Source organism: Dorea sp. AF36-15AT (genome assembly GCF_003477705.1).
Classification (GTDB): Bacteria; Bacillota; Clostridia; order Lachnospirales; family Lachnospiraceae; genus Claveliimonas; species Claveliimonas ammoniilytica.
Genome location: NZ_QUDV01000009.1, coordinates 1 through 24,578, shown reverse-complemented (window position 1 = coordinate 24,578; position 24,578 = coordinate 1). Strand labels below are relative to the sequence as shown.

The following is a 24,578-nucleotide window of genomic DNA, read 5'->3' as shown; positions in this document are numbered from 1 at the left end:
AAAGAGGATAAATATATGGCAGCAATACATGTAACAGCAGAACATTTTAAAGATGTAGTATTAAAGGCAGATAAGCCGGTATTGGTAGACTTCTGGGCACAGTGGTGCGGACCGTGTCAGAATATGGGACCGATCGTAGAAGAAATCGCAGATGAGTATCCGGATATTAGGGTGTGCAAGCTGGATATTGACAGCGCCATGGATATTGCCAGAGAATACCGCGTTATGTCTATTCCTACTTTTCTCATTTTTGAGAATGGAGAGGTTGTGAAACGTACAGTTGGAGAGCAGACAAAGCAGGAATTGTTGACTTTTGTCGGTAAATAAAATAGTTACGCTGTAATCTTTAATTGAAATATCTTCCAGAAGTGCTATAATAATTTCTGTTACATCAGAGGTCAGACAGAATGGGACAGCACATAAGTGTAGATAGAATATAGTATTTGGAGGATTTGTCATGGCAAGAACTAAGAAGACGGCTGGTAAGAATGTTGCAGCAGAGGCACAGGCAGCAGCAAGAAAGGCTGTGTCTGAAGCACAGGCAGTAGCAAGAAAGGTTGCAGCAGTTGAAAAGGCTGCTGAGACTTCAGAAAAGGCTGAGCCGGGTACAGAAGAAAAAGAAATCAAGACAGCAGCGGCAGTGAAGAATGCAGCAGCAGAAGTTAAGCCGGCAGCCAAGAAAGCGGTAAAAGAGACAAAAGCGGCAGCTAAGACAGCAGCAAAAGAGACAAAAGCAGCAGCTAAGACAGTTGTAGAAGAAACTAAAAAAGCTGCAAAGAAAGCAACTACAAGAAGAAGCAAAAAAGACATGAAGGTAAATGCTTACGTAGAATACTATGGCAAGCAGGTACATGAGAATACAATGATTGCTGATGTAAAGAAAGCATGGAAAAAGTCCGGTCACAAGATCGGTGAGATCAAGACTATGGATCTTTATATTAAACCGGAAGAAAGCAAAGTATACTATGTGATCAACGAAACAGAGAGTGGATCAGTAGAATTCTAATCGGCTCACCGGAAGATGCAGTCATGAAGGAGTAACACAAAGGAGAAGTAGTATGAGTGATATGATGACCCAGGTAAATCAGATAGTGGGCAATGGTTTGTCCTTTCTGCAGAGTACGGTTATACTGGCGGTTACGATCTGTATCGGATTGATCATCGGTCTGTTTGGATTGAAACTGGCACGTGTGTGGGCAGCATTGGTAGGACTGGTTCTGGGAGTGGCAGCAGGGGGCATCGTTTCTGTTGTGGCAGGACTGAATGGAATGGCTTCTGTGGGAGCTATGGCAGGAGGCGCAGTGATACTGGCGATTCTTGTATGTGTATTTTACAGAGTTGGTATATTTTTCTTTGTATGGCTGGCAATATTCAGCATGGGAGTATCGGCTATCAATCAGCAGGTTATACCGGTGATTGCTGTATGTGGCGTGTTAGGATTGGTTCTCGCGATCGTTACGATGAAGATGTTTGATCCATTGGTAATTATTATCACATCCATTTATGGTGGTTACATGGCAGGTAATGCAGCTGTTTCCATGTTGGGGTTAGGTAATTATCTGGCAGCAGTGATTGGAGTGCCGGTAGTGCTTATTGCAATCTGTGTGGCAGTACAGTTCATCATGCGATCCAGACAGGTTGGCAGGAAGCAGGTCAAGAAAGCCGGAGAGCACAGAGAAAAAGAATCCAGAGAAGCAGAAGTAGAGCAGGCACGAATGTTGCTTGACGATGATAATATGGATGATACAGAAGTAACCGATCTGGAAGATGACGATGATCTGGAGACAGATTACGACGATGTTCTAGACAGCGAGGACAGTCTGGATGGAGATTATGATGAGGATGAAGGATATCTTGATGATGATCTGGAATCCGGATATGATAATCTTGACTTTGATGATGATTTTAAGATCATAGAGTGATTTAAATGAAGTAGAAGGCAGTTTGCCAGTGACAGCAGAGACTGTGGCGGGCAGACTGCCTTTGTTGTATTTTGGCAGTAACGTGGTATAATAAAGAAAAAATGACAAAGGAGGCTTACACATGAAGATAGATATGCATTGTCATGTGCATGAAGGCTCGATTGACAGCCGGGTAAGCCTGGATGAATATATTACTGTTCTGAAAGAAAAAGGCTTTGATGGAATGCTGATCACGGACCACGACAGTTATCATGGTTACAGGCATTGGAAATATGAAATGAAAGGGAAAGCTCACCAGGATTTCGTAGTTTTGAAAGGCATTGAGTATGATACACTGGATGCAGGACATATGCTCTGCATTATGCCGGAGGGCGTTCGTATGAGGCTGTTGGAGTTAAAAGGTCTTCCGGTATCGATGCTGATTGAATTCGTACACAGGCATGGAGGTATCCTTGGCCCGGCGCATCCGTATGGAGCTAAATATATGAGTATGACCAATACAAAAAGGTATCGGAAGTCACAGGAATTTGTGAAAAGATTTGATTTTATAGAGGTGTTTAACGCATGCGAATCACAGGAGTCTAATGACAGTGCAGCCAGACTTGCGGCTGAATACGGGAAACCGGGAGTTGGTGGAAGTGATGCCCACAAGCCAGACTGTATCGGGACAGGCTATACGATACTTCCGGAGATGGTTACCTGTGAGACGGAGCTTATTAATCTGATCCGGGAAAAGGCAGCAATTCAGGCCGGAGGTGTTCTGTATGGCAGAACTACCAAGGAGAAAATGGGAGCATTTCACAAGATACTGGCAGATCTGTTCTGGTTCTATAACCGGGGAGGAGCTATGCTGAAGTATTTCAAACGGAGAAGAAAAGATAAGATTGAGAACCCGGTGACTCCGGTAGATCCGATCGAGATCCCATATCTTAAAAAAGCAAAAAAATTCCGCTCAAAGAAATAGGTGTACGGATTATTGGACACCTTACTTGCTATATTGATTACAGGAAGTGAGGTGTTCTTTTATGAAAAAATTAGGAAAGAAATTAGTAGCAGTGGCAGGTGTGATTGCGATGCTCATGATTATTCTGGTATATGGATTTGCAGAGACAAGGATACCGGGCATTGTATATCTGGCGATGTGGTGTGTGTGCGCAGCAGCAATCTGTTATGGCACCGACACACAGCTTGCCATCTGAGATAGTTGAAATAGGAGAACATTATGATGGAGTATAAGAGTATGCTGCATACGCAGAGAGCGTATTTTCAAACAGGTGATACTAAGGATGTGGAGTTTCGTATCCGCCAGTTAAAGAAGCTGTATCAGTGGATCACAGTACATGAACAGGAGATTATGGATGCACTTTATATGGATCTGAATAAATCAAATTTTGAAGCTTATGCTACTGAGATTGGTATAGTAAAAGAAGAGATTCGATATACATTAAAGCATCTTCGGAAATGGGCAGCACCGAAGAGAGTGCCTACACCGATCACGCAATTTCCATCGAAGTCTTTTATATATCCGGAACCGTATGGCATCGTGTTAATCATGTCACCTTGGAATTATCCGTTCCAGCTTACGATCGCACCACTTGTGGGGGCAATCTGTGCAGGTAATTGTGCAGTAGTGAAGCCATCTGCGTATTCACCACATACTACAAAGGTTATGGCAGATATGTTGAGAGAATTGTTTCAGGAGAAATATATCGCTGTAGTAGAAGGTGGCAGACAGGAGAATCAGGCACTTTTGAATGAAAAGTTTGACTATATCTTCTTTACAGGAAGTGTAAATGTTGGTAAATACGTCATGGAGAAGGCATCTGCACATCTGACACCGGTGAGTCTGGAACTTGGCGGCAAGAGTCCTTGTATTGTAGACGAGACTGCAGATCTGAAGCTGGCGGCAAAGCGTATTGTCTGGGGTAAGTTCCTGAATAGTGGGCAGACCTGTGTGGCACCAGATTATATTCTGGTACAGAACAGTGTGAAAGACAAGCTCGTTCGTTATATGGAAAAATATATCCGTAAGATGTTTGGAAAGGATCCGATGCAGAATCCGGATTATCCGAAGATGATCAATGAAAAGCATTATAACCGTGTACTGGGGCTGACGGAGCGGGCACACATAGTATGTGGTGGTGGATCTAATGTGGACATGCTTAAGATTGAGCCGACCGTGTTGGATCAGGTGACCTGGGAGAGCCCGGTAATGCAGGAGGAGATTTTCGGACCGCTGCTTCCGGTTCTTACATTTTATGATATTGAAGAGGCGATTCAAATGGTCAATGCCAGACCGAGGCCGTTAGCATTGTATTACTTCACGAAAGATAAGCAAAGAGAAGCCATGATGCTCAAACAGGTGTCTTATGGCGGCGGCTGCATCAATGATACGATAGTACATCTGGCAACGTCCCATATGCCATTCGGCGGCGTGGGCAACAGTGGAATGGGTGGCTATCATGGAAAGGACAGCTTTGACACATTTACACATAAAAAGAGCATTATGAAGAAATCGGTACTTCTGGATATTCCAATCCGGTATGCACCGTTCAAGAACAAATTGAATATATTAAAGAAGCTGATGTAGGCCATTATGCACAGATACGGAAAGATATAAAGAAAAAGAAAGGCAGCGGGAGCAATCCCGATGCCTTTCTTGTTTCACTTCGTATTTATCCTATTAACAGAAAGATATGATAGAACAGAAAACTCATGATCCAGGCAACACAGAGCTGGAACAGTACAAAGAGAATGGTAAGCTTTCTGCTTTCGGTTTCACGACGGATCGTAGCAATTGTTGCAGTACACGGAACATACAGCAGACAGAATACCATCAGCGCCAGAGCATTGGCAGTACCGAATCCAATACTGTTTAAGGCAACCAGCGCAGTGCTCATGCCATGTGCAGTAGCAATGTTTGAGATACCGAAGAGAACTCCACAGCTGGAGACTACTACTTCCTTGGCAGCGATTCCTGCGATCAGTGCAACGATGATCTGCCAGTATCCAAGACCTGCCGGTGCGAAGACAGGTACGATGGCTCTGCCGATATAGGAACCGAAGCTCTGGCTGATGTCTGTTACATACCCATTCGGGCCAAAGTTTAAAAGTACCCACATAACAACGGACGCCAGGAAAATGACGGTTCCTGCACGTGTCAGGTAATCCTTGACCTTTTCCCATACATAGATGGCTATGGTTCTGGCATTTGGTGTCTTGTATTCCGGAAGCTCGATCAACAGCGCATGTTCTGCTTTGCTGTTGTCAATCCGGGACAGGATGAATGCAGTTAAGATTGCCACGATGATACCCAGAAGATACATGCCATAGCAGACCAACATCGCATATTTTCCAAAAAACATAGAGGAAAATAATACATAGATCGGAAGTCTGGCACTGCAGGACATAAATGGTGTGATCAGGATAGTCTTTAACCGGTCTTTCCTGTGTTCCAGAGCCCTGGAGGCCATGACTGCTGGAACGGAACATCCGAATCCGAGCAGAAGTGGGATAAATGCGCGTCCGGAGAGCCCAAGCCCGCTCATGATGTCATCCATGACAAAGGCAACTCTGGACATATATCCGCTGTCTTCCAGAAATGCGAGGGCAAGGAACAGAATGAATATATTGGGCAGGAAGGTGAGAATACCACCTACACCTGCGATGATACCATCCACCACAAGGGACTGAAGCATCGGATAGGTATGTATGGAAGCCAGACCATTGGCTACCGCCGAAGAAAATAGATCCAATGCGATCTCAAAATATCCTTTCAGGAAATCGCCTACCGTAAAGGTCAGGAAAAATACCATTGCCATAATAAGTAAGAAGATTGGAAGACCGGTGTATTTGCCGGTGAGCCATCGATCAATCCGGTCTGTACGCTCTTCACGGCTGGATTTATTGACCAGTGTTTCGCCTATGATTTCCTCAATAAAATCATATTTTTGATTAATTAAATCTTTTTCATAGCTGCAATCCAGAATATCTGAGGTGTCAAGTGGCCATTGTTCGGAAGCACTGGTATCCTTTTCCATGTACTTAATGGCTAACCATCTTTTGTTCGGAAAGTCCGGATATGTATGCGTGATTCGTTCAATCAGAATATCAATTTTATCTTCAATATCATCTGTGTACACCATCGTATACTCCGCATGATGGTCATGGCGGTGCTTGCTGTGCAGTCCCGGATGATGATGGATCAGAGGATCCTGATGTAATACATCTTTGTGATGTGCAACGGCGTGCATTAATATGGAAAGCCCGGTTTTCTTTCTGGCAGATACCGGAATCACCGGGATGCCCAGCATTTCCGGGAGCCGGTGCAGGTCAATCTCCATGCCGCGTTCCTCTACAATATCCATCATATTCAGAGCAAGAACCACTGGTTTGCCAAGTTCGATCAACTGCAGTGTCAGATACAGGTTTCGCTCCAGGCTGGATGCGTCAGCTACATCGATGATCACATCAACTTCGTCGCTCAGGATACATTCGCGGGAGACTTTCTCTTCCATAGTATAGGAAGTCAGGCTATAGATACCCGGAAGATCGATCAGCGTGTAATCCTGTCCTTCGTAGGTGGTATGCCCTTCTTTCTTTTCTACCGTAACGCCCGGCCAGTTGGCAACCTTGAGATTGGCACCGGTATAAGCGTTAAACAGTGTGGTTTTACCGCAGTTAGGATTGCCGATAAAACCGACGGTAACAGAGTTATTCATGTGTGTGCACCTCCTCAATCTCAATGTGATCAGCAATACGTCTGCCGAGAGCAAAGCGTGTGCCGCGGAACTTGACGGTAAGTGCACCGTGCTTGTCATTATTTAATATAGTAATCAGACTGCCGTCTGTCAGACCGAGTGCTTCCAGCCGACGCTCCAATTGGAGCTCGATTTGTATGGACAGCACACGGTAAGTGTGTCCATTTAAGCCTTCTTTTAAAACCATAGTAATCCTCACTTTAATCTTATTGATAATTATTATCTATTATTTGAAAAAGTATAGCACCAATTGACGAAATTTACAACTTCCCATATAATAGTCGATAAGACTTAAATGGGAAATTAGATTACTGGGAAAGGAATAAAATATGGGAATCTATGAAATACTGGCGTACTTTTTTGTGTACGGTGTACTTGGATGGTGCGTGGAGGTCGCATTTGCGGCAGTAAAAGAAGGAAGGTTTGTCAACAGAGGATTCTTGAATGGTCCGATCTGTCCGATTTATGGAGTCGGAGTTGTATCGGTAATATTTTCATTACAGGGATTTTCAGAAAGTCTGTTAATATTATATTTGGCATCGGCTGTACTTGTAACATTTATCGAATGGCTGACAGGATATGTAATGGACCGGATCTTTCATCAGAAATGGTGGGATTATTCCGGACAGCCGCTTAATATCGGCGGTTATGTGTGCCTGCCATTTTCGCTGATCTGGGGTGTGTTCTGTGTGTTCATTGTTAAGTGTTTTCAACCGCTTGTTGCACATCTGATCGGGTACATCCCTCATATTGCAGGGATCGTAATACTGGTAATATTAAGTATTGCGATGCTTGCAGATCTCTATGTAACTGCATCTGCAATCCTAAAACTGAACAAACGTCTTGAAGCAATGGAAAAGATTGCTGCGGAGCTGCGGGAATTCTCTGACCGCATGGGTGAGAACATCTATGAAAATGTCAAAGACGGGATGGAGAAAGAAGAACAGCTTAAGAGTAAAGTGGCTAGTATGAAAGAAGTCAGAAAAGAATTGCGTGCTGAATACAGTGCCGGTAAGGAAGAATGGTACAAGAGTCAGCAGCAGAAGCTGGATGAACTGAAAGGACGTTATGACAGTCTGGTTAATGGACTTGGAAGTGTCGGCGAACGTCTGGTAAAGGCATTCCCGAATATGGAATCACGTATCCATAAGGATGCTTTGAGAGAAGTCAAGAAACGGGTGGCAATGCGTCGGAATAAAAGGAAATAAATGGTAAAAAAGGGGCTTTACGGTCTCTTTTTTTTACCGAAAAACGGGTTGAAATAAAACTTTAAAAATGTGTTGACAAAGATACCTTGAAAGAGTTATTATGTCGATACTCGAAGCGGAGAGATATTAAAAATTGGAGGAAAGGATACATGAAGAAGATAAGAGATAATAAGGGCAGAGCAGGTAGAATCATGCCACTTGCAGTTGCTGTTGTTGTATTTATCCTGTCATTCTGTGGGTGTGTGGGAGCGATATCAGTACGGGCAGAAGAACGCGAAGAAGAGAGCGATATAGAAGATGTTGCAGAACAGAACAGTGTGACACAGCGCCAGGCGGGCGGCACACATGTACTGACTTACTATGACACCAGGTACAACGACGGATTACTAAGAGTGGGATATTTTGAAATCGATGGTGGAACAACAGCAATGTGTGTGTGTCATGAGATGGAACCACCGACACAGACAGGAAGTACATTAACTACAGTAGCGGAGTATACGGCAGAAAATCGGGGGAACGAGCAGCTCCGGAAGATATATTACTATGGCTGGAAAGGTCCTGGAGATGTTGGAGCCAGCTATGTGGAAACATGTCTTGCCGGATCGGTGGCTAATGGTCATGATGATAATTATTATGGCTATGGACAGGCATTTATCAACCGGATCGCCGGACTTCCGGCAGCGCCGAAAGGATTTACGGTATATCTGCTGTCAGACGGAGCGGCGGCACATCAGAACCTGGGATATTGGGAATATCACCCGACAGGGTATGCAAGACTTAAAAAGACAGCGGAGGATAACGAACTGACGGAGGGCAATCGCTGTTACACCCTTCAGGGGGCAGAATATGGTGTGTATGCAGACGAAAGCTGTACGGATCAGAAGGCGGTGCTTAAGACGGATGCGAATGGAGAAACGACGGCAGTAGAACTTGCACCGGGCAATTATTACGTAAAAGAAAAGCAGGCACCTTTTGGGTATCGGCTGAATACGAATGTATATCCTGTGACAGTGGAAGCGGAGAAGACTGCTGTGGCAGAAGTAAAGGATACACCGGTGTGGAATAAGGCAGAAGTGTCAATCTGCAAAGCAGATGCCGAAACTGGTGAAAGTCAGGCACTTGGTGGAGCAGATCTTGCCGGTGCGAAAATGCGTGTGAATTATTATGCAGGATATTATGAGACAGATAATCTTCCGGAGGTTCCGGAACGGAGCTGGGTATTGGAGATAAAGGAAGAAAAGGGAGAGTCCGATAGCGCATATGTATGTCGGCTGGATGAAGCGCATCTTATAGAGGGTGATGCCTTCTATATGATGAATGATCAGGTGATACTGCCACTTGGAACGATCACGGTGGAAGAGATTGAGGCACCGAAAGGATATCTGCTGGATGGAATGCAGTTTCAGGATGAATCCGGGGAAGTACAGGAAGGCAGATATCTGACACAGATACGGCCGGACGGAGATACGGCTGTACTCACCGGGGGCAATGCGCATAAAGCATCAGATCATGTGATCCGTGGGGATCTGGAACTTATCAAGATTGCAGACGGCACCCATAAGAGACTTTCGAAAGTACCATTTAAGATTACCAGTAATACAACCGGGGAATCCCATGTGATCGTGACAGATGAGAACGGCTATGCATCAACGTCGGCAGAGTGGAATCTGCATACGTCAAATACGAATTGCGGAGAGAACATGGAGGATGGAGTCTGGTTTGGAATCGATACAGAGGGAACTCTGACCGCACCGGATGACTGCAAAGGTGCACTTCCGTATGATACTTATACGATTGAAGAGCTGAGGTGTGAGGCAAATCAGAATCATGAACTGATTCCACCTTTCGAAGTGACGATTAAAAAGGATCATGTGACGGTGAATCTTGGTACGATGACGGATGATAAGCCAGAGGTTCCGGAAGAACCGAATAAACCGGAGAAGGAGAAACAGGAAACTCCCGGACAGACTGTAAAAGCTCAGACAGTAAGAACCGGAGATGGAGCGAATTTATCAAATTGGATGCTTGTATGCATTCTTTCTTGCGTGGCTGTTATTGTGTGTGTTATGATTACACGTATGAAGAAAAGATAAAGGAGGAACATTCATCATGGGAATGACGATGACACAGAAGATTCTGGCTGCACATGCAGGTCTGGATCATGTGGAAGCAGGACAGCTTATTATGGCGAAGCTTGATATCGTTATGGCGAATGACATCACCGGACCAATGGCACTGCCGATCTTCAGACAGATGGCAGATAAAGTGTTTGATAAAGATAAGGTTGTTCTGGTACCAGATCATTTTACACCGAATAAAGATATTAAGTCAGCAGAGAACTCCAAGGCAATTCGTGAGTTTGCGAAGGATCAGGGTCTCAGCTGGTATTTTGAACAGGGCAAATCAGGAGTAGAGCATGCGATTCTTCCGGAGGCAGGAGTGGTTACAGCAGGAGAATGCATCATTGGTGCAGATTCGCATACCTGTACATACGGAGCATTGGGAGCGTTCTCTACAGGCGTAGGTACGACCGACATTTCTACTGGTATGGCTACCGGAGAACTTTGGTTCAAGGTGCCGAGTGCGATCAAGTTTGTACTGAAGGGAGAACCGTCTGAGTTTGTAAGCGGTAAGGATATCATTATCCATATCATTGGTAAGATCGGCGTAGATGGAGCTCTGTATAAATCAATGGAATTTACAGGAGAAGGTGTGTCACATCTTTCCATGGATGACAGATTTACGATTGCTAACATGGCAATCGAAGCAGGTGCCAAGAATGGTATCTTCCCGGTAGATGAGCAGACAAAGGCTTATCTGGCAGAGCACTGCAAGAAGGAATACCATGTATACGAAGCAGATGAGGATGCTGTATACGAGGATGTGATCGAGATTGATCTTTCAGAAGTCCGTCCGACCGTTGCATTTCCACATCTTCCGGGCAATGCTAAGACAATCGACGAAGTAGAGGCTATGGAGCCTATTAAGATCGACCAGGTAGTGATCGGTTCCTGTACAAATGGACGTATGTCTGACCTGAGAAAAGCAGCAGCTATCCTCAAAGGGCATACCGTACATCCGGATGTACGTGTTATGGTAGTTCCTGCTACACAGAAGATCTACAAGCAGTGTATCGCAGAAGGACTTCTGGACATCTTTGTAGATGCAGGATGTGCAGTTAATACACCAAGCTGCGGACCATGTATGGGAGGTCATATGGGTGTTATGGCAGCAGGTGAGAAATGTGTATCTACCACCAACCGTAACTTCGTTGGCCGTATGGGACATGTAGATTCTCTGATCTATCTTGCATCTCCGGAAGTGGCAGCAGCAAGTGCGATCGCCGGATGCATTGCGAATCCGGAAAAAGTAGGGGGTGACAGATAATGAAAGCATTAGGACATGTGTTTAAATATGGAGATAACGTAGATACAGACGTTATTATACCGGCCAGATATCTGAACTCTTTTGATCCACAGGAGCTGGCGAGCCATGCGATGGTAGATATTGATCCGGAATTTGCCGGGAAGGTACAGCCGGGAGATATTATCGTAGCGAGAAAGAACTTTGGCTGCGGATCTTCCAGAGAGCATGCACCGCTGTGTCTGAAGACTGCAGGCGTAAGCTGTGTTATCGCAGATACATTTGCACGAATTTTCTATCGTAATGCGATCAATATCGGACTTCCGATCATCGAATGTCCGGAAGCGGCAGAAGGAATTGACGCCGGAGATCAGGTTGAGATTGATTTTGACAGCGGACGTATATATAATCGTACCAAGGGTACTGAGTTCCAGGGACAGGCATTTCCTCCATTTATGCAGGAACTGATCTCTGCAGGTGGCCTGGTTAATTACATCAACAGCAAAAAGAACAAATAGTATATAACAGGAGAAATGATGATGGATGTACGATACAGAAGCACAAGAAATTCAGAGGTAACGGTAACAGCATCGCAGGCAATCTTAAAAGGTCTTGCGGATGATGGTGGTCTGTTTGTGCCGGATCATCTTCCAAAGTTATCTGTGTCTATGGAAGAATTAAAGGGAATGACATATCAGGAGACAGCTTATGCTGTAATGAAGGAATTCCTTACCGATTTTACTGAAGAAGAGCTGAAGAATTGTATTCAGAAGGCTTATGACAGTAAATTTGACACGGAAGAGATCGCACCATTAGTAAAAGTAGATGGCACATATTTTATTGAGCTGTTTCACGGAGCAACGATCGCATTTAAAGATATGGCACTTTCCATTCTTCCACATCTTCTTACTACATCAGCTAAGAAGAATCACGTGAAGAATGAGATCGTGATCCTGACAGCAACTTCGGGAGATACCGGTAAGGCTGCTATGGCAGGTTTTGCCAATGTAGAAGGTACACGGATCATTGTGTTCTATCCGAAGAACGGAGTCAGCAAGGTACAGGAGATGCAGATGGTGACTCAGACCGGAGATAACGTAGACGTTGTAGCAATTCACGGCAACTTTGACAATGCGCAGAGCGGCGTGAAAGCAATGTTTGAAGATAAGAAGCTTGCAGAAGATCTGGATAAGCATGGCTATCAGTTTTCATCTGCCAATTCAATCAACATCGGACGTCTGGTGCCGCAGGTGGTGTACTATGTATATGCCTATGCGAAGCTTTTGGATAATGAAGAAATACAGCCGGGAGAACAGATCAATGTTGTAGTTCCTACCGGTAACTTTGGCAATATTCTTGCTGCATACTATGCAAAGAATATGGGCGTTCCGATCGCAAAACTGATCTGTGCATCCAATGAAAATAAAGTGCTGTTTGATTTCTTCCAGACTGGTGTGTATGACCGCAAGGACAGAGAGTTCAAACTGACTACATCACCATCTATGGATATTCTGATTTCCAGCAATCTTGAGAGACTGATCTACCAGATCGCAGGATGTGATGATAAGAAGAATGCAGAGTTGATGCAGGCATTGAAGAGTGAAGGTGTGTATGAGATTACTGACGCAATGAAAGCAGGATTGAAAGATTTTGCAGCGGGGTATGCAACAGAAGCGCAGACGGCAGAGACTATTCATGATGTTTATAAAAAAACAGGCTATGTAATGGATACACATACTGCAGTAGCGGCACATGTGTGTCAGGAATATCAGGAGAACTCAGGAGACAAGACAAAGTGTGTAGTTGCCTCCACAGCCAGCCCATACAAATTTGCAGGCAGCGTTATGGCAGCAATCGATGAGAAGTATGCATCTGTAGATGAATTCGATTTATTGAAAGAATTGAGTCAGGTATCTAACACAGAGATGCCGAATGCGATCAAGGAGATTCTGAATGCGAACATTCTTCACACACTGGAATGTGATGTTGATAAGATGGAAGATACTGTAAAGGCGATTCTTGAGTTATAGAAGAATATTTGTAATTTTATATATTTTTTACTAAAATAGTGGAAAAAAATATATGATTGGGTTATAATAACTACAGTGACCTGGGATGCGCGACAACTTCTGTTGTTTTGAACCTACATTACTTTAAACGGGACTCTTATATCTCCGTAATATGTCAAGCCTCCAGATACGCAGGGGAAGGCAGAAAAGCGGATGCGGACACCCACCTAGCAGCAGCTAGGAGTCAAGAGACAGAAACCGGCATTTCGGGATATACAAAAGATAAAAGAACGGCTGCAAAGCCGTTCTTTTTATGCCCAAAGGGGTATTATTTAGAAACCCTTTCGGACGAGAAATCTGATGCGTCATGCTTGCATGTAAGTAACAGATTTCTCGTCCGTGAGGCGGCTCGAATAGAGACGCCGCCCATACATGAGCAAAATTAGCTGCGTAGCAGCTGAAAAGCACGAAGCATCGTGCGGTTTTGCGAATGCATGGGCGGGGTTCAAAAATGGGGTGGGGTTCTAAACCCACTACAAAGTTTCATACATTAGAGAAAGTAGTCTTGGAAAGAGATAAGAATACAAATATGAGAAGACAGAATCGATATATTTTATACATCATCAGTTTTATGGCGGTGCTTAGTCTGGTACTGGCGGGAATGCGTCTGGTACATCCGGAACGGATCGGAAATGGCAGATCCGGAGAGCAGACGGAGAGTAAATTGAAAGGACAGAGTGGAGAAACGGATCAGAATACCGGAATGGTGGAGAATCAGAATATCCGCGTGGCATTGATGACAAGCGGTTATGGAAGCGTGCTACACAGTTCGGTCAGTCTGGCAGCAGACAGTGGCCTGAGGCTAAAATATGATGGGCGGGAGGAAGATTGGACAGGAGGCGTGCTGACGCTTCTGGCAGATGATGTGCGGCTAAAGAATGGACATCTTTCGGCAGAACCGCTGAATCCGGATGAAGAGATCCGGGTGGAAAGTATTGAACGTGGCCGGGGAATACCATCTTATCAGGGAAAGATTGAAGTGTGGTCCGGTGAAGAAGGTATGACTGTGATTAATGAACTGCCGATGGAAAGCTATCTGTGCAGAGTTGTGCCGAGTGAGATGCCGGCGTCTTATGAAATGGAAGCATTGAAGGCGCAGGCGGTGTGTGCCAGAAGCTATGCAGTGCGACAGATGCAGGATTATGCATATCCGGAATATCAGGCACATGTCAATGACAGTGTAGAGTATCAGGTGTACAATAACAGTTATCCGGCAGATACAGCTACGCAGGCGGTAAAAGATACAACAGGTCAGGTGGTCTGGTATCAGGGAAACGTGGCTTCTACATATTACTTTTCGACTTCATGTGGAGAGACAACGGATATGACAGCCTGGGGCGGTGAGGTCAATGAAAGTAATGCATATCTTCAAAGTATATCTGTGTGTGGAGATGTCGGAGATTATGAAAAAGATCTGCCCTGGTATCAGTGGACGGCGGAGATATCATCAGAGCGAATGGCAGCACTTCTCAGTAATTATGCCGGTAAGGATCTGGGAACACTGGAGAGTGTGGAAGTAACCAGGCGAGGTGACGGCGATGTGGCAGCAGAACTGACGGCGGTTGGAAACGGAGGGAGTATTACGGTGGAGACAGAGAATAAGATTCGGACAGCCCTGGGAGGAAGTGGATATTCGATCGTAAGAAATGATGGACAGACCGTAGATAGTCAGAGATTACTTCCAAGTGCATTTATTTCTATAGAGAAGAAAGCGAACAGCTATGTGATCAGAGGCGGCGGCTATGGGCATGGTATCGGTATGAGCCAGAATGGAGCCAATGAAATGGCTAAGAATGGTAAAAATTACATGGAGATACTGAAATTATTTTATCAAAATGTAGAAATCCGATAGCGGAGAAACGGCTATTTGATATTTTTACTTGAAATAATTAAATGAAAATGGTATGATGCACATACTGATTTACGGAGGTTAGTATGAAAAGAGAGACCATAGAGAGGGTAATGAGAATTCCCAAGGATATGGGGAGACATCATGTTGGGGCATATGCAGCTCAGGCTGCATATTTCTTTATGTTATCGCTGATTCCGATTATATTGCTTTTGCTTACTATGGTAAGATATACGCCGGTTACGAAAGCAGATGTAATGACAGCAGTAGTGCAGGTATTTCCTACCAGTGTAGATTCCCTGATCACGTCAATTGTGAATCAGGTATATAACCAGTCAAGTACTATTATCCCGATTACAGTTATTGTGGCACTGTGGTCTGCCGGCAAGGGTGTATTATCAATTTCTACCGGATTTAATACAATTTATGGATGCCCAGAGACACGTAACTATATTTATCTGCGTTTCAGAGCGACATTTTATACAGTGCTGTTCCTGATTGCAATCATATTATTGCTGGTTATGTCGGTATTCGGTAATTCGCTGAATATATTTATCACGTCTCATATGCCTGCCATTAAGCATGTGGCAAATAAATTGATGGAATTGAGGATGGCGATTACGCCGGTTGTGGTAATCGGTTTTTTACTTCTTATATATAAGTTTTTACCAAACCGAAAAGATCTGTTCCGCAAGCAGATTCCGGGAGCGATATTTACAGCGATTGGCTGGTTGGTCATATCCTGGGTATTTTCTGTATACCTGGATATTTTCAAAGGATTTTCGGATATGTACGGTAGTCTGACTACAATCGTGCTGATCATGCTCTGGCTGTATTTCTGTATGTACTGTGTGTTGTTTGGAGCACAACTTAATATCTATATGAAAGATGTACTCTTTACCGGAGCAGATAAAAAGGAAACTGCTGAAGAGAAGGCAGATATTACAGAAGGAGCTTCGGAAACAGCTTCAGAAACAGATTCAGAAACGTAAGAATCGGCTTGACATTAAAAAAGTCAGTGAGTATAATGACTTTGTATTGTTTAAATCAAAGATAAAAGTGATGACCGTGTCAGTAGAGAACTGTTTTCCATCAGAGAGGGGCATACCACAGGCTGAAAGTAGCTCCGGGTTCAGGCAGGGATCGAATTTCCCACGTTAGCTGCATGTTTGAATATTTCGATATATGATGATTCGATAGTAGGACATGCCGTATTCGTACGTTACACGAACATGAGTGCCTGTCGTAAGATAGGAATCAGGGTGGTACCGCGAGTTAACCTCGTCCCTTTTGGGATGAGGTTTTTTTGTATTCGTTCAGAGTATTTTGGAAGTGGCTCTGAACGATATAGTTATTAAAGAGGAAACATAGTCATTTAATTATTTATGAAAGAGAAAGGAAGAGAAGGATGAAAGAAAGATTGGAAAGCATCCGCAGAGAAGCCATTGAAGCAATTCAGTCTGCTGATGTACCGGAGAAATTGAACGAAGCCCGCGTCAGATTCCTTGGTAAAAAAGGAGAACTGACTGCTGTTCTTAAAGGAATGAAAGATGTAGCACCGGAAGAAAGACCGAAAGTAGGTCAGATGGTTAATGAGACACGTGCAGCCATCGAAGAGATTCTGGAAGAAAGCAAGCAGAAAATGGAGCGTGCGATCCGTGAAGAAAAGATGAAACAGGAAGTTATCGACGTTACACTGCCGGCTAAGAAGAACATGGTAGGACACCGTCATCCGAATACGATCGCACTGGAAGAAGTAGAACGTATTTTCATCGGTATGGGATACGAAGTAGTAGAAGGACCGGAAGTAGAATACGATCTGTATAACTTTGAGAAACTGAATATTCCGGCAGATCATCCGGCAAAGGATGAGCAGGATACTTTCTATATCAATGATGATATTGTGCTGAGAACACAGACATCACCGGTACAGGCCCGTGTAATGGAACAGGGCAAGCTGCCAATCCGTATGATCGCACCTGGACGAGTATTCCGTTCAGATGAAGTAGATGCAACACATTCACCATCTTTCCATCAGATCGAAGGACTGGTTATCGATAAGAACATTTCATTCGCAGACCTGAAAGGAACACTGGAAGTATTTGCAAAGGAACTGTTCGGTGAAGATACCAAGACAAAGTTCCGCCCACATCATTTCCCATTCACAGAGCCAAGCGCTGAGGTAGATGTAAGCTGCTTCAAGTGCGGCGGTAAGGGATGCCGTTTCTGTAAAGGATCCGGATGGATCGAGATCCTGGGATGCGGAATGGTACATCCACACGTACTCGAAATGTGCGGAATTGATCCGGAAGAATACACAGGATTCGCATTTGGTGTAGGACTGGAAAGAATCGCACTTCTGAAATACGAAATCGACGACATGAGATTACTGTACGAAAACGATATCAGATTCTTGAAACAGTTCTAGTGAGCACACAACAGAAGGAAGCACGAACGAAGTGAGTATTTACTTCTGTGTGCGAACGGTTCGACAGAATCGGGAGCCTCTTGGGGAGGCGGCGCCGGGAACCGGCGGGATTCTGGAGACTTAATAAGAGCACACAATAGAAGGAAGCACGAATAAGTGTTACATTGAAAGGAGATTATAATGGATACTTCATTATCATGGATAAAAGCATATGTGCCGGATCTGGATGTGACAGCGCAGGAATATACCGATGCGATGACACTTTCCGGTACAAAAGTAGAAGGATTTGAAAAAATGGATGCAGATCTGGACCGCATCGTAGTAGGTCAGATCGACAAGATTGAGAAGCATCCGGATGCAGATAAACTGATCATTTGTCAGGTAAATATCGGAACTGAGACGATTCAGATCGTTACAGGTGCTCCGAATGTAAAAGAAGGAGACAAGGTACCGGTTGTTCTGGACGGCGGACGTGTGGCCGGAGGTCACGAGCCTGGACAGCGTGTAGCCGGCGGTATCAAGATTAAGAAAGGCAAGCTTCGCGGTGTACCGAGTAATGGTATGATGTGTTCCATCGAAGAACTGGGATCTAACCGTGATATGTACCCGGAGGCACCGGAATACGGTATCTACATTTTCCAGAAAGATGTAGAAGTAGGAAGCAGTGCGATCAGCGCACTGGGACTGGATGATGTGGTATTTGAATATGAGATCACATCCAACCGTGTAGACTGCTACAGCGTGATCGGCATTGCGAGAGAAGCAGCAGCTACATTCCGCAAGGAATTCCATCCGCCGATTGTAACACCGACTGGCAATGACGAGGATGTCAATGACTATGTAAAGGTTACGGTCAAGGATCAGGAACTCTGCCCGAGATATACAGCAAGAGTTGTAAAAAATATTAAGATCGGACCGTCACCGGAGTGGATGCAGAGAAGACTGGCATCTGTTGGAATCCGCCCGATTAACAATCTGGTAGATATTACCAACTATGTAATGGAAGAATATGGACAGCCGATGCATGCGTATGATCTGGATACGATCGCAGGCCGCGAGATCGTAGTGCGCCGTGCAGAAGATGGTGAGAAATTCGTAACTCTGGATGGACAGGAAAGAGAGATGGACAGCTCTGTACTGATGATTTGTGATGGCGAAAAATCGATCGGTGTAGCAGGTATCATGGGTGGCGAGAACTCTATGATTACAGATAATGTTAAGACAATGCTGTTCGAAGCTGCATGCTTCAACGGAACCAACATCCGTAAATCAGCTAAGAAGATCGGACTTCGTACCGATGCATCCGGCAAATTCGAGAAAGGTCTGGATCCGGAAAATGCACAGGCAGCAATCGACCGCGCATGCCAGTTAGTAGAAGAAATGGGTGCCGGAGAAGTTGTAGGCGGAATGGTAGACGTCTATGCGGAGAAGAGAGAGCCGTCAAGAGTTACATTTGACGCAGAGAAGATCAATGCACTTCTCGGAACAGATCTGACGAAAGAACAGATGCTTGGCTATCTGAAGTTAGTAGAACTGGAATATGATGAGACTACGAATGAGATCGTAGCTCCGACTTTCCGTCAGGATATCCACCGTCTGGCAGACGTGGCAGAGGAAGTTGCAAGATTCTTCGGATATGACAATATTCCGACCACACTTCCAAGCGGAGAAGCTACGACAGGTAAGCTGTCTTACAAGCTCCGTATTGAAGAGGTGGCAAGAAATATCGCAGAGTTCTGCGGATTCAGCCAGGGTATGTCATATTCCTTCGAGAGCCCGAAGGTATTTGATAAATTATTACTGCCGGAGGATTCCAAGCTTCGTCAGGCAATTGAGATCCGTAACCCGCTGGGTGAGGATTACAGCGTGATGAGAACGACATCCCTGAACGGTATGCTGACATCACTTGCTACCAACTACAACCGTAGAAATAAAAATGTAAAATTATACGAACTTGGAAATGTATATCTGCCAAAGGCACTTCCGTTGACAGAACTTCCGGATGAGCGTATGCAGTTCACTCTGGGTATGTACGGAGAAGGCGATTTCTTCAGCATGAAGGGTGTCGTAGAAGAGTTCTTTGACAAGATCGGACTGCACAAGAAAGAGACTTACGATCCAAACGCAGGCAAGACATTCCTGCATCCGGGACGTCAGGCTAATATCATTTACGATGGAACCGTAGTCGGATATCTGGGAGAAGTACATCCGGACGTTGCAGATATCTACGGAATCGGAGAGAGAGCATACATCGCAGTGATCGATATGCCGGAGATCGTAGCGCGTGCTACATTTGACCGTAAATATGAGGGAATTGCCAAGTTCCCGGCTGTAAACCGTGACCTCAGTATGGTAGTGCCGAAGAACATCATGGTAGGACAGATTGAAGAAGTAATTGAGAAAAATGGCGGAGCTCATCTGGAGAGCTACTCACTGTTTGACCTGTACGAAGGAGCTCAGATCAAACCGGGATTCAAGTCTGTAGCTTACTCTATTACATTCCGTGCAAAAGACAGAACACTGGAAGAGTCAGATATTTCCAAAGCAATGGATAAGATTCTTGCCGGTCTTGAAGCTATGGGAATCGAGCTTCGCAAATAGAACGGAGAGATAAGATAATATGAAACGACAGGATTTTTATTTTGATCTGCCGGAAGAATTGATCGCACAGGATCCGCTGGAGGACCGCTCCAGTTCCAGGCTCCTGGTGCTAGACAAAGAGACAGGCGAGACCTCTCATCACATTTTCAAAGAGATCGTGGATTATCTGAACCCGGGGGACTGTCTGGTGATCAATGACACCAAGGTGATTCCGGCGAGGCTGATCGGTGCCCGTGAGGGAACCGGAGCCAAGATAGAAGTGCTTCTGCTGAAGCGCAAAGAGAACAATGTGTGGGAGACACTGGTAAAACCTGGCAAGAAAGCAAGACCAGGCACACGGATCGTGTTCGGCGAAGGTCTGCTGGTTGGTGAAGTCATCGATGTCGTAGAGGAAGGCAACCGCCTGATCAAGTTTGAATATGAAGGAATCTTTGAAGAGATTCTGGATCAGCTTGGACAGATGCCATTACCGCCGTATATCACACATCAGCTTGAGGACAAGAACCGTTATCAGACCGTATATGCCAAGCATACCGGATCTGCGGCTGCACCGACAGCGGGACTTCATTTCACACCGGAGCTGCTGAAGCAGATCGAGGAAAAAGGCATAGATATTGCCAGAGTTACACTGCATGTAGGACTTGGAACCTTCCGCCCGGTTAAGGTAGATGACATTCTGGAGCATCACATGCATTCAGAATTTTACCATATTGATGCCGAAGCGGCTGAGAAGATTAACCGTGCCAAGGACAATGGCGGACGCGTGATCTGCGTGGGAACCACAAGCTGCAGAACTGTAGAGTCGGCAGCAGATGAGAACGGACGCCTCAGAGAATGCAGCGGATGGACAGAGATCTTCATTTATCCGGGATACAAGTTCAAGATTCTGGATGCACTGATCACGAATTTCCATCTGCCGGAGTCTACACTGATCATGCTGGTATCCGCACTGGCAGGCAGAGAGCATGTGCTGAATGCATATCAGGAAGCAATTGAGCAAAAATACAGATTTTTCTCCTTTGGAGATGCAATGTTTATAAAGTAGAATATAAAAAGAAAAGGATCTGTTGCTTTACGATTGAGAAATCGTGAAGTGGCAGATTTTTTTGTATTGCGATGAGTAAAAGTTTGAGTTGGATCAGGACCTTGACAATCGCATACAATCTTGGAATGTGTTTTTTGATACTTACGAAGATTATTTTTTGATGATGATTTATGTTTTGGGAATTTGTCTGCCAGAAAATATTCATGGGCAGAAAATATCTAATTCATGGTCAATATTTCGAAGCGATGATAAAATTATGTTATAATTTGTAACAAAAAATCTACTTTTATTGTATTATTATATCAGAATGGCAAGCAGTATACATTTGTATGGAGGGAGAATATTGATAAATATTGCAATAGTGGATAATGAGAAAAGCGTCTTGGAAAATATCCGTGAAATTTTGTTAAATCTGTCGGGGGAATTCAAAGATGTACATATAGACACGTATGAGAAAGCGGAGAATTTCCTAGTGGCATTTGAAACAACCAGGTATCAGATTTTGATTTCTGATGTGGATATGCCGGAGATAAACGGTATTGAAATGGGCAAAAAAGCGCGCGATCGTGATCCGAATATTTATATTATTTTTCTTACGGCTTATGTGGAATATGCAATTGAAAGCTATCGTATGGAAGCATACCAGTATATTCTAAAAGAGGATGTTGAAGAAAGACTGCCGGAAATAATAGAGAGACTGATTGAGATTGTGCGGAATCATTCAATAAAGTATTGCTATATAGGTTCGGATACACAGAGAGTGAAAATGTGTCAGGATGATATTATCTATATACAAAAAGCGAAAGGAACAAAGTATACGAGCTTTTTTACCGTGAAAGGTGAAGTACGTGAACGAATCAGTATTGAGAATGTTTTGGAAAAATTAATGAGTGATGAATTTGTAATAGTCGATAGGAGCAGTGTGGTTAATTTAAGGCATATTATGAAAGTCAGGGATAATGTGATTTATCTGAGCAATAGAGATGCTGTTGAAGCAAGTCATGCAAGGATCAAAAAAGTAAAAGAAAATATTCGGAAATACTGGGAGGAGCAATAGCTGTGGGGAGTGTATGTTTTATCCTGTTGTTCGTAGTTTCTTTGGTGGAAGTTATAACAGGCTATTATTTGATGTTATATACCATTTTTGACAGAAAAAAGATGAACAGATGTTATAAAGGTATTCTAGTAGTGAGTTCTCTGTTTATTTCTGTTTTACTGACTGCAAACAGGCGTTTATGGTTCTTTTCGAGAACTATGTTCCTGGTGGAGGTCATTTTATTTTGTCTTGTTATATTTGTCATAAGGAAAAAAGGATATTTGTTTATATTCAGCTATGTTTGGCTGTATTATGGAGTGCTTACATTGTTGGATTTCATAATAGCTTTTTTTAGTATGACATTGTTGGGAGAGAAGTTTTTGCCAAGAGTTTTTTTGAATGCAGTATCTTTGGAACAAATTGTTATCTTTACATTATCACGAATAATTCTTATATGGTTAGCGATATTGATCATAAAATATAAGTGGAAGATTAATGAAGAGTATACAGGATATTTTGTGTTAATTGACATAATTATATCTCTTTTGATACTTAGGTATCAGAAAAAACTGGTTGAAATGGCTATAGGAGAAATATCCATGAACGGGTTGGATGGTGGCTTTTCGCTTCTTGGCGTATTGGTGATTGCCACAATCATTGTACTTTTTTTCCTGAAAAATCGCCTTATGGCGAAAGACCAGAAGATACTGGAATTACATGACAGTATTTTGGAACAAAGATACCAATCTTTGTTAGAGAGTACGGAAAATAGCTGGCGGGCTGTACATGATATAAGACATCACCTGCTGGGGCTGCGTATGATGGTTCAAAAGGGGGAATGGCAGCGAATAGAAGATTATTTGAATGAACTTGATCAGGAATATCTTGAGGTGAAAGGTGTAGTATGGACCGGAAATTACTTTCTTGATTTTATATTGACACAGAAGAAACAAAAGGCGGAAGAAAGAGAAATACGTTTTGATATAGAGACTGAGATGGTGTCGATCGGTGGCCTGACAGAAGCAGAACAAAGCATACTGTTTGGAAATCTGATTGATCATGCGATTGAGAACTGTGAAGAAGCAGATGAACAAGGCAACTGGATACGTGTTGAAATAAAAAAGCGGATGGATATGACTTTAATAAAAATCAGTAATAATGTTGTGAAACGACCGTTATTTTTGAAAAAAAGACTAATCAGCGGTGCGGCAAATTCGTCTGTGCATGGATATGGAATGAAAAGCGTAGAACGAATCGTGGAACGTCATGACGGCGACCTGATTCAGGAGACGTTAGAAGACAGGCATTGCGTGATGGTTAGTTTTTACGATAATATGTAAAGGAGCAAAAAAATGAGAAAATTGACTGCCAAAGAAACGAAAAAAGTTGTGGGTGGTACAACATATACCTGTAAGTATTGTAGCTTTAAAACAACATCGCAGAATAAGATAATATTGCATTATAAGAATATTCACAACTTTGAGTATGGAAAATAGTTATCAGAAGATCCATGACATTGTGTCATGGTTCTTTTCGCTAACGAATGGAGGAGCGGATATGGGAATTATTTTTAAACTAACCTTACGTTATCTGAAAAAGAATAAAAAGCGTACCAGAGCTACCATCCTTGGAATTGCATGCACGATGATCATTCTCACAACGATTTCGCTCTTTGCCAATACTCTGATGGGAATGATCCGGGAGAGCATCCGGGAAGACCAGGGAAGCTGGCATTTGATCTTCCATGATTTGGATCAGGAACAGTATGAAAGCCTGAAAGAGAATAAAAAGCTATGTAATGTATCGGAAACGGAATGCGAAGACTGCGAACCGGATGCAGGTTTGTGTGTGGCTGCTGAAATGAAAAACGTCAGTTGGCGTATGTTTGTCAGAACACAGAAAATCGGCAAAAAGATCGGCATGGAACAGCTTCCGGAGGAAGAGTGGCGGCGCCTTCCTTATCGTGAAACGGGAAAATACAATATTACCTATCATATAGAACTTTTAGAATACTATGGACTAAATGACGAAACCAGTATGAGCGTGGGCGGAATCATCAATGTTATAGTTACAATGGTGATGCTTATGGGCTGTGTGCTGATTTACAATGCCTATTCCATCTCTACGTTTGAAAAACTAAGATATCTGGGAACATTGGGAAGTATCGGGGCGAGTAAATTTCAAAGGATTTGTGTGGTTTACTGGGAAGGAATACTGGAAGGACTCATTGGAATCCCAGTCGGAATCGGAGCGGGGATCTTACTTACGAATGGTATCGTAAAATGGCTGGAAAATAT

Annotated in this window: 22 protein-coding genes, 1 other RNA gene and 1 other annotated feature; of the genes, 21 read left to right on the top strand and 2 right to left on the bottom strand. The window is 43.7% G+C overall.

The genetic code is table 11. The features are described from left to right. The first annotated feature begins 15 nt into the window (after positions 1-15). The 6 genes from trxA (at position 16) to DWZ93_RS12245 (ending at position 4,512) form a co-directional block, all read left to right on the top strand. Positions 16-327 carry a thioredoxin gene (trxA, locus tag DWZ93_RS12265; protein WP_118384014.1) on the top strand — a complete coding sequence of 104 codons (312 nt, stop codon included), beginning with the start codon at positions 16-18 and terminating at the stop codon, positions 325-327. Positions 328-457: 130 nt separating this feature from the next. After that, complete coding sequence (locus tag DWZ93_RS12260; RefSeq protein ID WP_118453097.1) at positions 458-1,006, top strand: DUF6465 family protein; 549 nt, start codon at positions 458-460, stop codon at positions 1,004-1,006. Positions 1,007-1,058: 52 nt separating this feature from the next. Further along, positions 1,059-1,922, top strand: a complete 864-nt coding sequence (locus tag DWZ93_RS12255; protein ID WP_118384016.1) for a TMEM198/TM7SF3 family protein — start codon at positions 1,059-1,061, stop codon at positions 1,920-1,922. A gap of 121 nt (positions 1,923-2,043) precedes the next feature. Continuing rightward, a complete protein-coding gene (locus tag DWZ93_RS12250; protein ID WP_118384017.1) occupies positions 2,044-2,886 on the top strand; it encodes a PHP domain-containing protein in 843 nt (280 codons plus the stop codon). Positions 2,887-2,947: 61 nt separating this feature from the next. Then, positions 2,948-3,121 (top strand): hypothetical protein, encoded by a 174-nt coding sequence (locus DWZ93_RS14765; protein WP_158567127.1) that lies wholly within the window; start codon positions 2,948-2,950, stop codon positions 3,119-3,121. Positions 3,122-3,147: 26 nt separating this feature from the next. Further along, positions 3,148-4,512, top strand: coding sequence for an aldehyde dehydrogenase (locus DWZ93_RS12245; protein WP_442873184.1), 1,365 nt, complete (start codon positions 3,148-3,150; stop codon positions 4,510-4,512). An 85-nt stretch (positions 4,513-4,597) separates the two neighbouring features. Here the strand turns inward: DWZ93_RS12245 and feoB are convergent, their stop codons facing one another. Together feoB and DWZ93_RS12235 are read right to left on the bottom strand one after the other, a co-directional pair. Next, entirely contained in the window at positions 4,598-6,643 is a 2,046-nt protein-coding gene (gene feoB, locus DWZ93_RS12240; RefSeq protein WP_118453095.1) for a ferrous iron transport protein B, read from the bottom strand. Then, a complete protein-coding gene (locus tag DWZ93_RS12235) occupies positions 6,636-6,869 on the bottom strand; it encodes a FeoA family protein (RefSeq protein ID WP_118384020.1) in 234 nt (77 codons plus the stop codon). Before DWZ93_RS12235 ends, feoB begins: the two co-directional genes overlap by 8 nt. Before the next feature lie 142 nt (positions 6,870-7,011). On the opposite strand from DWZ93_RS12235, the gene DWZ93_RS12230 reads away from it, so the two are divergent. The 15 genes from DWZ93_RS12230 to DWZ93_RS12165 all read left to right on the top strand — a co-directional run. Further along, complete coding sequence (locus DWZ93_RS12230) at positions 7,012-7,890, top strand: putative ABC transporter permease (protein ID WP_118384021.1); 879 nt, start codon at positions 7,012-7,014, stop codon at positions 7,888-7,890. Positions 7,891-8,039: 149 nt separating this feature from the next. Beyond that, positions 8,040-9,983, top strand: coding sequence for an MSCRAMM family protein (locus DWZ93_RS12225; RefSeq protein WP_118453094.1), 1,944 nt, complete (start codon positions 8,040-8,042; stop codon positions 9,981-9,983). Between the two features lie 16 nt (positions 9,984-9,999). After that, positions 10,000-11,277: a 3-isopropylmalate dehydratase large subunit gene (gene leuC / locus DWZ93_RS12220; protein ID WP_118384023.1), complete on the top strand. Its 1,278-nt coding sequence runs from the start codon at positions 10,000-10,002 to the stop codon at positions 11,275-11,277. Next, complete coding sequence (locus DWZ93_RS12215) at positions 11,277-11,771, top strand: 3-isopropylmalate dehydratase small subunit (protein ID WP_118384024.1); 495 nt, start codon at positions 11,277-11,279, stop codon at positions 11,769-11,771. Before leuC ends, DWZ93_RS12215 begins: the two co-directional genes overlap by 1 nt. Positions 11,772-11,792: 21 nt before the next feature. Beyond that, on the top strand, positions 11,793-13,283 hold the full coding sequence (gene thrC, locus DWZ93_RS12210; RefSeq protein ID WP_118453093.1) for a threonine synthase: 1,491 nt from the start codon (positions 11,793-11,795) through the stop codon (positions 13,281-13,283). Between the two features lie 74 nt (positions 13,284-13,357). Further along, positions 13,358-13,539, top strand: a non-coding RNA gene (ssrS, locus tag DWZ93_RS12205) — 6S RNA. 312 nt (positions 13,540-13,851) lie between these two features. Further along, positions 13,852-15,174, top strand: a complete 1,323-nt coding sequence (locus DWZ93_RS12200; RefSeq protein WP_199665943.1) for a SpoIID/LytB domain-containing protein — start codon at positions 13,852-13,854, stop codon at positions 15,172-15,174. An 83-nt stretch (positions 15,175-15,257) separates the two neighbouring features. Next, on the top strand, positions 15,258-16,163 hold the full coding sequence (locus DWZ93_RS12195; protein ID WP_118453092.1) for a YihY/virulence factor BrkB family protein: 906 nt from the start codon (positions 15,258-15,260) through the stop codon (positions 16,161-16,163). A 61-nt stretch (positions 16,164-16,224) separates the two neighbouring features. Then, positions 16,225-16,463 (top strand) — a binding site (T-box leader). A gap of 116 nt (positions 16,464-16,579) precedes the next feature. Further along, positions 16,580-17,599 carry a phenylalanine--tRNA ligase subunit alpha gene (gene pheS / locus DWZ93_RS12190; protein ID WP_118384027.1) on the top strand — a complete coding sequence of 340 codons (1,020 nt, stop codon included), beginning with the start codon at positions 16,580-16,582 and terminating at the stop codon, positions 17,597-17,599. Positions 17,600-17,779: 180 nt separating this feature from the next. Continuing rightward, positions 17,780-20,200, top strand: coding sequence for a phenylalanine--tRNA ligase subunit beta (pheT, locus tag DWZ93_RS12185; protein ID WP_118453091.1), 2,421 nt, complete (start codon positions 17,780-17,782; stop codon positions 20,198-20,200). Between the two features lie 19 nt (positions 20,201-20,219). Then, positions 20,220-21,245 (top strand): tRNA preQ1(34) S-adenosylmethionine ribosyltransferase-isomerase QueA, encoded by a 1,026-nt coding sequence (gene queA, locus DWZ93_RS12180; RefSeq protein ID WP_118384029.1) that lies wholly within the window; start codon positions 20,220-20,222, stop codon positions 21,243-21,245. 307 nt (positions 21,246-21,552) lie between these two features. After that, the gene (locus DWZ93_RS12175; RefSeq protein ID WP_147364676.1) at positions 21,553-22,302 is read left to right on the top strand and encodes a LytR/AlgR family response regulator transcription factor; all 750 of its coding nucleotides are present in this window, start codon (positions 21,553-21,555) and stop codon (positions 22,300-22,302) included. Positions 22,303-22,880: 578 nt separating this feature from the next. After that, entirely contained in the window at positions 22,881-23,621 is a 741-nt protein-coding gene (locus DWZ93_RS14760; protein WP_158574320.1) for a sensor histidine kinase, read from the top strand. Between the two features lie 12 nt (positions 23,622-23,633). Then, a complete protein-coding gene (locus DWZ93_RS14755) occupies positions 23,634-23,777 on the top strand; it encodes a hypothetical protein (RefSeq protein WP_158574319.1) in 144 nt (47 codons plus the stop codon). Between the two features lie 61 nt (positions 23,778-23,838). Then, the coding region (locus DWZ93_RS12165; RefSeq protein ID WP_330421783.1) for an ABC transporter permease at positions 23,839-24,578 on the top strand (740 nt) is incomplete at its 3' end.

What these genes read in the sequence shown, in the direction of transcription:
- trxA (WP_118384014.1), top strand. Translation starts at nt 16, where the DNA reads ATGGCAGCAATACATGTAACAGCAGAACATTTTAAAGATGTAGTATTA.
- DWZ93_RS12260 (WP_118453097.1), top strand. Translation starts at nt 458, where the DNA reads ATGGCAAGAACTAAGAAGACGGCTGGTAAGAATGTTGCAGCAGAGGCA.
- DWZ93_RS12255 (WP_118384016.1), top strand. Translation starts at nt 1,059, where the DNA reads ATGAGTGATATGATGACCCAGGTAAATCAGATAGTGGGCAATGGTTTG.
- DWZ93_RS12250 (WP_118384017.1), top strand. Translation starts at nt 2,044, where the DNA reads ATGAAGATAGATATGCATTGTCATGTGCATGAAGGCTCGATTGACAGC.
- DWZ93_RS14765 (WP_158567127.1), top strand. Translation starts at nt 2,948, where the DNA reads ATGAAAAAATTAGGAAAGAAATTAGTAGCAGTGGCAGGTGTGATTGCG.
- DWZ93_RS12245 (WP_442873184.1), top strand. Translation starts at nt 3,148, where the DNA reads ATGGAGTATAAGAGTATGCTGCATACGCAGAGAGCGTATTTTCAAACA.
- feoB (WP_118453095.1), bottom strand. Translation starts at nt 6,643, where the DNA reads ATGAATAACTCTGTTACCGTCGGTTTTATCGGCAATCCTAACTGCGGT.
- DWZ93_RS12235 (WP_118384020.1), bottom strand. Translation starts at nt 6,869, where the DNA reads ATGGTTTTAAAAGAAGGCTTAAATGGACACACTTACCGTGTGCTGTCC.
- DWZ93_RS12230 (WP_118384021.1), top strand. Translation starts at nt 7,012, where the DNA reads ATGGGAATCTATGAAATACTGGCGTACTTTTTTGTGTACGGTGTACTT.
- DWZ93_RS12225 (WP_118453094.1), top strand. Translation starts at nt 8,040, where the DNA reads ATGAAGAAGATAAGAGATAATAAGGGCAGAGCAGGTAGAATCATGCCA.
- leuC (WP_118384023.1), top strand. Translation starts at nt 10,000, where the DNA reads ATGGGAATGACGATGACACAGAAGATTCTGGCTGCACATGCAGGTCTG.
- DWZ93_RS12215 (WP_118384024.1), top strand. Translation starts at nt 11,277, where the DNA reads ATGAAAGCATTAGGACATGTGTTTAAATATGGAGATAACGTAGATACA.
- thrC (WP_118453093.1), top strand. Translation starts at nt 11,793, where the DNA reads ATGGATGTACGATACAGAAGCACAAGAAATTCAGAGGTAACGGTAACA.
- DWZ93_RS12200 (WP_199665943.1), top strand. Translation starts at nt 13,852, where the DNA reads ATGAGAAGACAGAATCGATATATTTTATACATCATCAGTTTTATGGCG.
- DWZ93_RS12195 (WP_118453092.1), top strand. Translation starts at nt 15,258, where the DNA reads ATGAAAAGAGAGACCATAGAGAGGGTAATGAGAATTCCCAAGGATATG.
- pheS (WP_118384027.1), top strand. Translation starts at nt 16,580, where the DNA reads ATGAAAGAAAGATTGGAAAGCATCCGCAGAGAAGCCATTGAAGCAATT.
- pheT (WP_118453091.1), top strand. Translation starts at nt 17,780, where the DNA reads ATGGATACTTCATTATCATGGATAAAAGCATATGTGCCGGATCTGGAT.
- queA (WP_118384029.1), top strand. Translation starts at nt 20,220, where the DNA reads ATGAAACGACAGGATTTTTATTTTGATCTGCCGGAAGAATTGATCGCA.
- DWZ93_RS12175 (WP_147364676.1), top strand. Translation starts at nt 21,553, where the DNA reads ATGGCAAGCAGTATACATTTGTATGGAGGGAGAATATTGATAAATATT.
- DWZ93_RS14760 (WP_158574320.1), top strand. Translation starts at nt 22,881, where the DNA reads ATGAACGGGTTGGATGGTGGCTTTTCGCTTCTTGGCGTATTGGTGATT.
- DWZ93_RS14755 (WP_158574319.1), top strand. Translation starts at nt 23,634, where the DNA reads ATGAGAAAATTGACTGCCAAAGAAACGAAAAAAGTTGTGGGTGGTACA.